6 protein-coding genes are annotated in these 6,280 nt (G+C 74.0%); 4 read left to right on the forward strand and 2 right to left on the reverse strand.

Annotated features, from left to right (window positions below):
* Positions 1-713: 713 nt before the first annotated feature.
* On the reverse strand, positions 714-1,373 hold the full coding sequence (locus ACFU7Z_RS07370; RefSeq protein ID WP_049649719.1) for a response regulator transcription factor: 660 nt from the start codon (positions 1,371-1,373) through the stop codon (positions 714-716).
* Entirely contained in the window at positions 1,370-2,863 is a 1,494-nt protein-coding gene (locus ACFU7Z_RS07375) for a histidine kinase (protein ID WP_380776814.1), read from the reverse strand. The genes ACFU7Z_RS07370 and ACFU7Z_RS07375 overlap by 4 nt, the downstream gene beginning before the upstream one ends.
* Before the next feature lie 197 nt (positions 2,864-3,060).
* Between ACFU7Z_RS07375 and ACFU7Z_RS07380 the strand changes: the two genes are divergently transcribed.
* The 4 genes from ACFU7Z_RS07380 to ACFU7Z_RS07395 all read left to right on the forward strand — a co-directional run bounded on the left by ACFU7Z_RS07380 (position 3,061) and on the right by ACFU7Z_RS07395 (position 6,238).
* Positions 3,061-3,948 (forward strand): class I SAM-dependent methyltransferase, encoded by an 888-nt coding sequence (locus ACFU7Z_RS07380; protein ID WP_380776816.1) that lies wholly within the window; start codon positions 3,061-3,063, stop codon positions 3,946-3,948.
* Between the two features lie 49 nt (positions 3,949-3,997).
* The gene (locus ACFU7Z_RS07385) at positions 3,998-4,300 is read left to right on the forward strand and encodes a GNAT family N-acetyltransferase (protein WP_049649718.1); all 303 of its coding nucleotides are present in this window, start codon (positions 3,998-4,000) and stop codon (positions 4,298-4,300) included.
* A gap of 256 nt (positions 4,301-4,556) precedes the next feature.
* Entirely contained in the window at positions 4,557-5,570 is a 1,014-nt protein-coding gene (locus ACFU7Z_RS07390; RefSeq protein WP_380776818.1) for an aldo/keto reductase, read from the forward strand.
* Between the two features lie 80 nt (positions 5,571-5,650).
* Positions 5,651-6,238, forward strand: coding sequence for a TetR family transcriptional regulator (locus ACFU7Z_RS07395; protein ID WP_074004228.1), 588 nt, complete (start codon positions 5,651-5,653; stop codon positions 6,236-6,238).
* The last annotated feature ends 42 nt before the right edge of the window (positions 6,239-6,280 follow it).

The raw sequence follows: 6,280 nt of genomic DNA on the forward strand, positions 1-6,280 counted from the left end.
GGTGGAACGGTTGGGCGGCGTGCTTGGCATGTGCGTCCTCCTCGCTCGATCCGGTGGCCCCGGTCCGCCCGGAGCCCCGTGGACGGCGGCTTCGTGGCGGTGGGCGCAGTGGCCGGACCGCCGCAGGGAAGCCGAGATGTGAGCCTAGAAGAACCGTTCGGTTTCCTGCGAGGTGGCCCTGTTCCCAGCGTGCCGGTACCGGGCCCCGCTTCGGACAACACCCGTCCGCTTTCGGCGCGGGCGCTCGGCGCGCGGGCCTGGATCGGCGCGCGGACGCGGTCGCCGGATCGCGCCCATCTCCACCATGGACCCGCCGCCCGAGTTCGGCAGCGCAAACGGCCAAGGCACGGCATTTCCACGCCGGATGGGTGACAGCGGCTCAGCACGCGATACGAACCGGGAGCACGCGGCGGCTCATGGAAGCCCGCTTCGACGTCCGCCCCGACTCCGGAGGAACGTCCGGGGAACGCCAAGGTGAACACCGGCCGATGCCGTGCCCCGATGTGCCCCACCGAGCCCCGCCGAGCCCCGACGTGCTTCGGCTGCAACCCCTGGCACGACAGGGCGGCACCCCGGAACAGCGGGACAGCGCCCGGATATGCGCGTGCGCGAACGTTCGCGACCGTACCCGCGGGTGCACGACCAATCGGCACCCGGGCACCCCGGCACCTGGGCACCCGAACCCGGGCCCGGCCGATCCCAGCCGTCCGTCCTCAGCCGCCGTCGCCCATCAGCCCGGCGTCGCGTGCGAGCAGCGCCGCCTGGACCCGGTTGGCGACTCCGAGCCCGGTCAGGATCCGACTGACGTGTGCCTTGACCGTGCTCTCGCGCATCCCGAGCACACCGGCGATCTCGGCATTGGAGAGCCCGTCGGCGAGTTCGCGCAGTACGTCCGTCTCCCGCGGGGTGAGTCCGGCGGCCCGGCTGCGGGCGGCCACCGACCGGGGCGCCCCGACCCGGTGGTAGCGGTCGATCAGCCGCCGAGCGGCCGCCGGGTGCAGCATCCCCTGGCCGCCGGCGACGACATGGACGGCCCGGGCGATCTCCGCGGGCGGGGTGTCCTTCAGCAGGAAGCCGTCCGCCCCGGCCGCGAGCGCCTGGTACACGTACTCGTCCAGGTCGAAGGTGGTGAGGGCGATGACCCGCGGACCGTCGGGGAGTTCGCGCAGCCGCCGGGTGGCGGCGATCCCGTCGAGCCGGGGCATCCGGATGTCCATCAGCGCGACGTCGATCCGCCGACCGGCGGCGAGCTCGACGGCCTGCAGCCCATCGGCGGCCTCGGCGACCACGGTGAGCTCCGGGTCCTGGGCCAGGAGGTCGACCAGGCCGAGACGGACCAGCGCGTCGTCGTCGACCACCATTGTTCGGATCATGCGGCGTCCTTCGGCTGCGGCTTCGGTTCCTGCTCAACGTGCTTCGCCCGCGTCGGTTGCGTCGCTTGCGTCGATTGGTTCGGCTGCGTCGGTTCCCTCGGTTGCTTCGGTGGCTCCGACTGCTTCACTCCTCGCGCCCCCTGCGCCCCTTCCTGCGATTGCCGCGCCCCTGGCGTCCCCTTCCCCCGCTCCGGCCGCGGCGACGCCCGCCCGGGGTGCGCCACCGCGCGCGCCGACTGTGGATCCGGACCGTCGCCACGGAGCCGGGCGGACGCCTCGTCCGGCACCGCCTGCGGCGGGCGGTCCGGCGCGGGTAACCGGGCGGAGAGCCGGAAGCCGCCGCCACCGTCCGGACCGGCGTCGAAGTGGCCGCCGAGGGCGCCGACCCGTTCGGCCAGCCCCACCAGACCGTACCCGCCACCGGTGCCCGGCCCGCCCAACGGCGCCTCGCCCGGGCCGTTGCGGACCTCGACCGTCGTCGCCGGCGCCCCGTAACCGACCCGGACGGTGACGGGCGCGGCGTGCGCGTGCTTGCGGGCGTTGGTCAGTGCCTCCTGCACCAGCCGGTGCACGGCCAGCCGGTGGGTGGTCGGGATGCTCTCCGGCTCCCCGGAGAGGGTGAGTTCGACCCGTTGGCCGGCCTGGGTCGCCTCGCCGACGAGCTCGGTGAGGTCGCGCAGCGCGGGCGCCGGGACGCGCCCGGCCTCGACGGGCACGGACGGCTCTCCTCCCGTGGCGGGCGGGGCCGCCGGGTCGGCCCGCAGCGCGCCCAGGACGTCGCGCAGGTCGTCGAGCGACCGGGCGGCGGTGGTGCGCAGCAGTTCGAGGCGGTGGGTGAGCCGGTCGGGGTCGTCGGCGACGGTGCCGGCCCTGGCCTGGTCGCGCAGCACCCCGGCGTGCAGGACCAGGAGGCTGAGCCGATGGGCCAGCACGTCGTGCATCTCCCGGGCGATCCGGGCCCGTTCGGCGGACCGGGCCTGCTCGGCGCGCAGCTCGCGCTCGCGGCGCAGCGCGTCGACCTGCTCGTGCAGGGTGCGGATCAGCACCCGTCTGCCCCGCAGCCACAGGCCGACCGCCATGGTGGCGGCCTGGACCAGGAGTTGGGACCCGGCGGTACCCGCCCGGCCGACCAGTGAGTCCACACCCACCGCACTGGCCACCGCGATGACCGAGCCGCCCGCCATCGCCAGGCCCGGCCGGCCGAGGTAGGCGAGGTGGAAGACGCTGAACAGGCCGGGGACGGCCCGGTTGAACAGCCCGCCCGTGAGCACCGGCAGCACGGCCGAGGCCACCGGGTGGCGGCGGGCGAAGAAGAGCGAGACCGCAGCGAGCGCGGCGACGACCGTGCGCGGCAGGCGCAGCGGACCGTCGGTCTGCGTCCACTGGGCGAGGGCCTCCTCGATGGTCAGGCCGAGCAGGCCGAGCAGCAGCAACGTGTCCGTCCCGGCCCGGTGGTCCGGCCCGTACCAGCCGAGCACACTCCGGCGCATGGTGCTCCTCCTTTCCGCTCTCCTCGGCCCGAAAGCCTTCCGTACGTCCACCCTTGGGCACCTCGGGCTCGATGCTAGGGGCGCTCGGCCGCGGAGCGCCTCTGTCTTCCGGGTAACCGCACCCTCGACTTTCGTCGGGGGTCGGCGCCGCTGACCGGCCGATTCGCGGCGGCTCCGCCCTGCCTAGCGTCGACGGCATGACCAACGAACGGCTCCACCACCGTCCGGACTCCCCTTCCCCCCTGTACAGTTCGCCCGCCGGTGGCGACCACCTGCTGTTCCTCGCCGAGGCCCTGCGCACCTTCCACGACACCGGCGCGCTGGCCCCGAGCGGCCCGGAGCTGGTGAACGCCCTGGTGGTACCGGTCACCAGCCGCCCGAACCGTCCGATCTCGGTGCTGGAGGTCGGCGCCGGCACCGGCGTGGTCACCCGCCGACTGGCCCAAGTGCTGCGCCCGGGCGACCGGTTGCACGTCGTCGAGGCCAACCCGCGGTTCGCCGAACGGCTGCGGGAGGACCCGGTCCTCGCCGCACGCCACCCCGGGGTCGGCCTGCGACTGTCGGCCTGCCGGGTCGAGGAGCTGCCGGAGTGCCGTCGACCGGCGCCGGAAGGGGCCCGGGCGGAGGACCGCGGGCAGCGGTACGACGTGATCGTGTCCGGGCTGCCGTTCACCAACTTCGAGCCCGCGCAGGTGCGCGACATCCTCGACCTCTACCTGCGGCTGCTGGCGCCCGGCGGCGAGCTGACGTACTTCGGGTACCTCGGCACGACGACGGCGCGCAGCCTCACCTCCGGCCCCCGCCGGGGCGCCCGCCACCGAGCGGTGGTCCGGCTGCTGCGACGGTTCGAGGAGGCGTACGGGCTGGGCGAGCGCACGGTGTGGCGCAATGTGCCGCCCGCCCGCGCCTGCCTGCTGCGGTCGCCGGGCGGCCGCGAGACCTGGGCACCGGCCGGGAGCCCCGCTGTCGAACCCGCCGTCGGGCCGGCGGTCGAACCGGCACCCCCGGACAAGGCACCGACCACGACGACCGCCACGGACACGGCAACCGGATCGGCGGGCGGGGCGGCCCCGGTCCCCCGATGATGGACCGGGGCCGGGCCCGGCTCCGACTCTCCCGCAGTGAGGAGCCGCGATGACCATCTCGGTACGTGACGTGGAAGCCCGGAACCGCTTCGAGGCCTGGGAGGACGGCAAGCCGGCGGGCTTCGCCGAGTACCTGCGCAGCGACCAGCTGGTGGTCTATCCGCACACCGTGGTCGAGCCCGCCTTCGAGGGCCGGGGCATCGGCAGCGCGCTGGCCCGCGCCGCCCTGGACGACGCCCGCGCCCGCGGCCTGTCCGTGCTGGCCACCTGCCCCTTCATCAAGGGCTGGATGCTCCGCCACCCCGAGTACACCGACCTCGCGTACGAGAACCGGAGCCGGGTCGCCGACTGATGTCGGCTTCGGCGCGGGCGTCTGCCGCCATGCCGCAGTCGCCCGCCCGCCCGCACGTCCGCACGTCCGCACGTCCGCCCGACCGACCGCATGTCCGCCCGCCCGCCGAACAAATGACAGTCGACAGATTTCAACTTTCAGATAACAGACGACAGCGAACAGATTTTGAAATCTGTTCGCTGTCGTGTCACAGTGAGACCCGGGTCACCCTGCTCCTGCCCCTTCCGGCACCGCACCCGCCCCCTTGGAGTCACCCGTGTCCTCCCACACCCGCCCCGCCCGGCGCACCCTCGGCACCACCGGACCGGTCACCTCGGCCCTCGGCCTCGGCTGCATGGGCATGTCCGACCTGTACGGCCCGGCCGACGAGGCCGAGAGCATCGCCACCATCCACGCCGCCCTCGACGCCGGGGTCACCCTCCTCGACACCGGCGACTTCTACGGCATGGGCCACAACGAGCTGCTGATCCACGAGGCGCTGCGCGGCCGCGACCGCGAGAGCGTGCAGATCAGCGTGAAGTTCGGCGCCCAGCGCGGCCCCGACGGCCAGTGGCTCGGCTACGACGCGAGCCCCGCCGCCACCAAGACGGCGCTCGCCTACACCCTGCGCCGCCTGCACACCGACCACGTCGACGTCTACCGCCCGGCCCGTCTGGACCCTGGCGTCCCGGTCGAGGAGACCGTCGGCGCCATCGCCGACCTGGTGAAGGCCGGCTACGTCCGCCACATCGGGCTCTCCGAGGTCGGCGCCGACACCCTGCGCCGGGCCGCCGCCGTCCACCCGATCAGCGACCTCCAGATCGAGTACTCGCTGCTCTCCCGCTCGATCGAGGCCGCCGTCCTGCCCGCCGCCCGCGAGCTCGGCATCGGCATCACCGCGTACGGCGTGCTCTCCCGCGGCCTGCTCGGCGGCCACTGGGACCGGGAACGCGCCCTCGCCGGGACCGACTTCCGCAGCCACAGCCCTCGCTTCCAGGGCGAGAACCTGGCCCACAACCTGGCGCTGGTCGAGGCCCTGCGCGAGATCGCCGTCGCACAGGGCGCCACCGTCGCCCAGGTCGCCATCGCCTGGGTGGCCTCCCGCGGTCAGGACGTCGTCCCGCTGGTCGGGGCCCGCCGCCGGGACCGCCTGACCGAGGCCCTCGGCGCCCTCGACGTCGCGCTGACCGAGGCCGACCTCGCCGCCGTCGAGGCCGCCGTACCCGCCGGCTCCGCCGCCGGTGACCGGTACGCTGCCGCACAGATGGCCCACCTGGACAGCGAGCGCTGACCGCACCACCAGCGCCGTCGCCGCACCACCGGCGCCATCGCCGCACGACCCGACCGCACGACCTAAGGACGGACCTCCCCGTGACCACGGACACCACACTCACCGCCGAGCAGATCCTGAGCGCGGCGGAGGACGTCCTCCGGCGGTTCGGCCCGGCCAAGGCCACCGTCGTGGACGTCGCCCGCATCCTCGGCGTCAGCCACAGCAGCGTCTACCGCCACTTCCCCAGCAAGGCCGCGCTGCGCGAGGCGGTCACCCAGCGCTGGCTCGACCAGGCGCACCACGAGCTGTCGACCGTCTCCAACGAGGGCGGCCCCGCCTCCGAGCGGCTGCAGCGGTGGCTGACAGCGCTGTTCACGGCCAAGCGGAAGAAGGCGCTGGACGACCCGGAGCTGTTCGCCACCTACATGGTGCTGGTCGAGGAGAACAGCGGCCTGGTGGACACCCACGTCGACACCCTGGTCGACCAGATCGCGCGGATGGTGGCGGAGGGCATCGAGACCAAGGAGTTCAAGCTCGCCCACATCCGCAACACCGCCCGCGCCGTCTTCGACGCGACCGGCCCCTTCCACGACCCGGCCTACGCCTCCACCTGGTCCACCCCCGACGTCGACGACCGGTTCGACGCCGTCTGGAAGCTCGTCCTCGGTGGCCTGAAGGCGAAGTGACGAACCGTCAGCAGATGTGGCGCCGGCGAGCGGAGGAATAAC

The sequence above is a fragment of the Kitasatospora sp. NPDC057518 genome (assembly GCF_042802075.1).
Lineage (GTDB): Bacteria > Actinomycetota > Actinomycetes > Streptomycetales > Streptomycetaceae > Kitasatospora.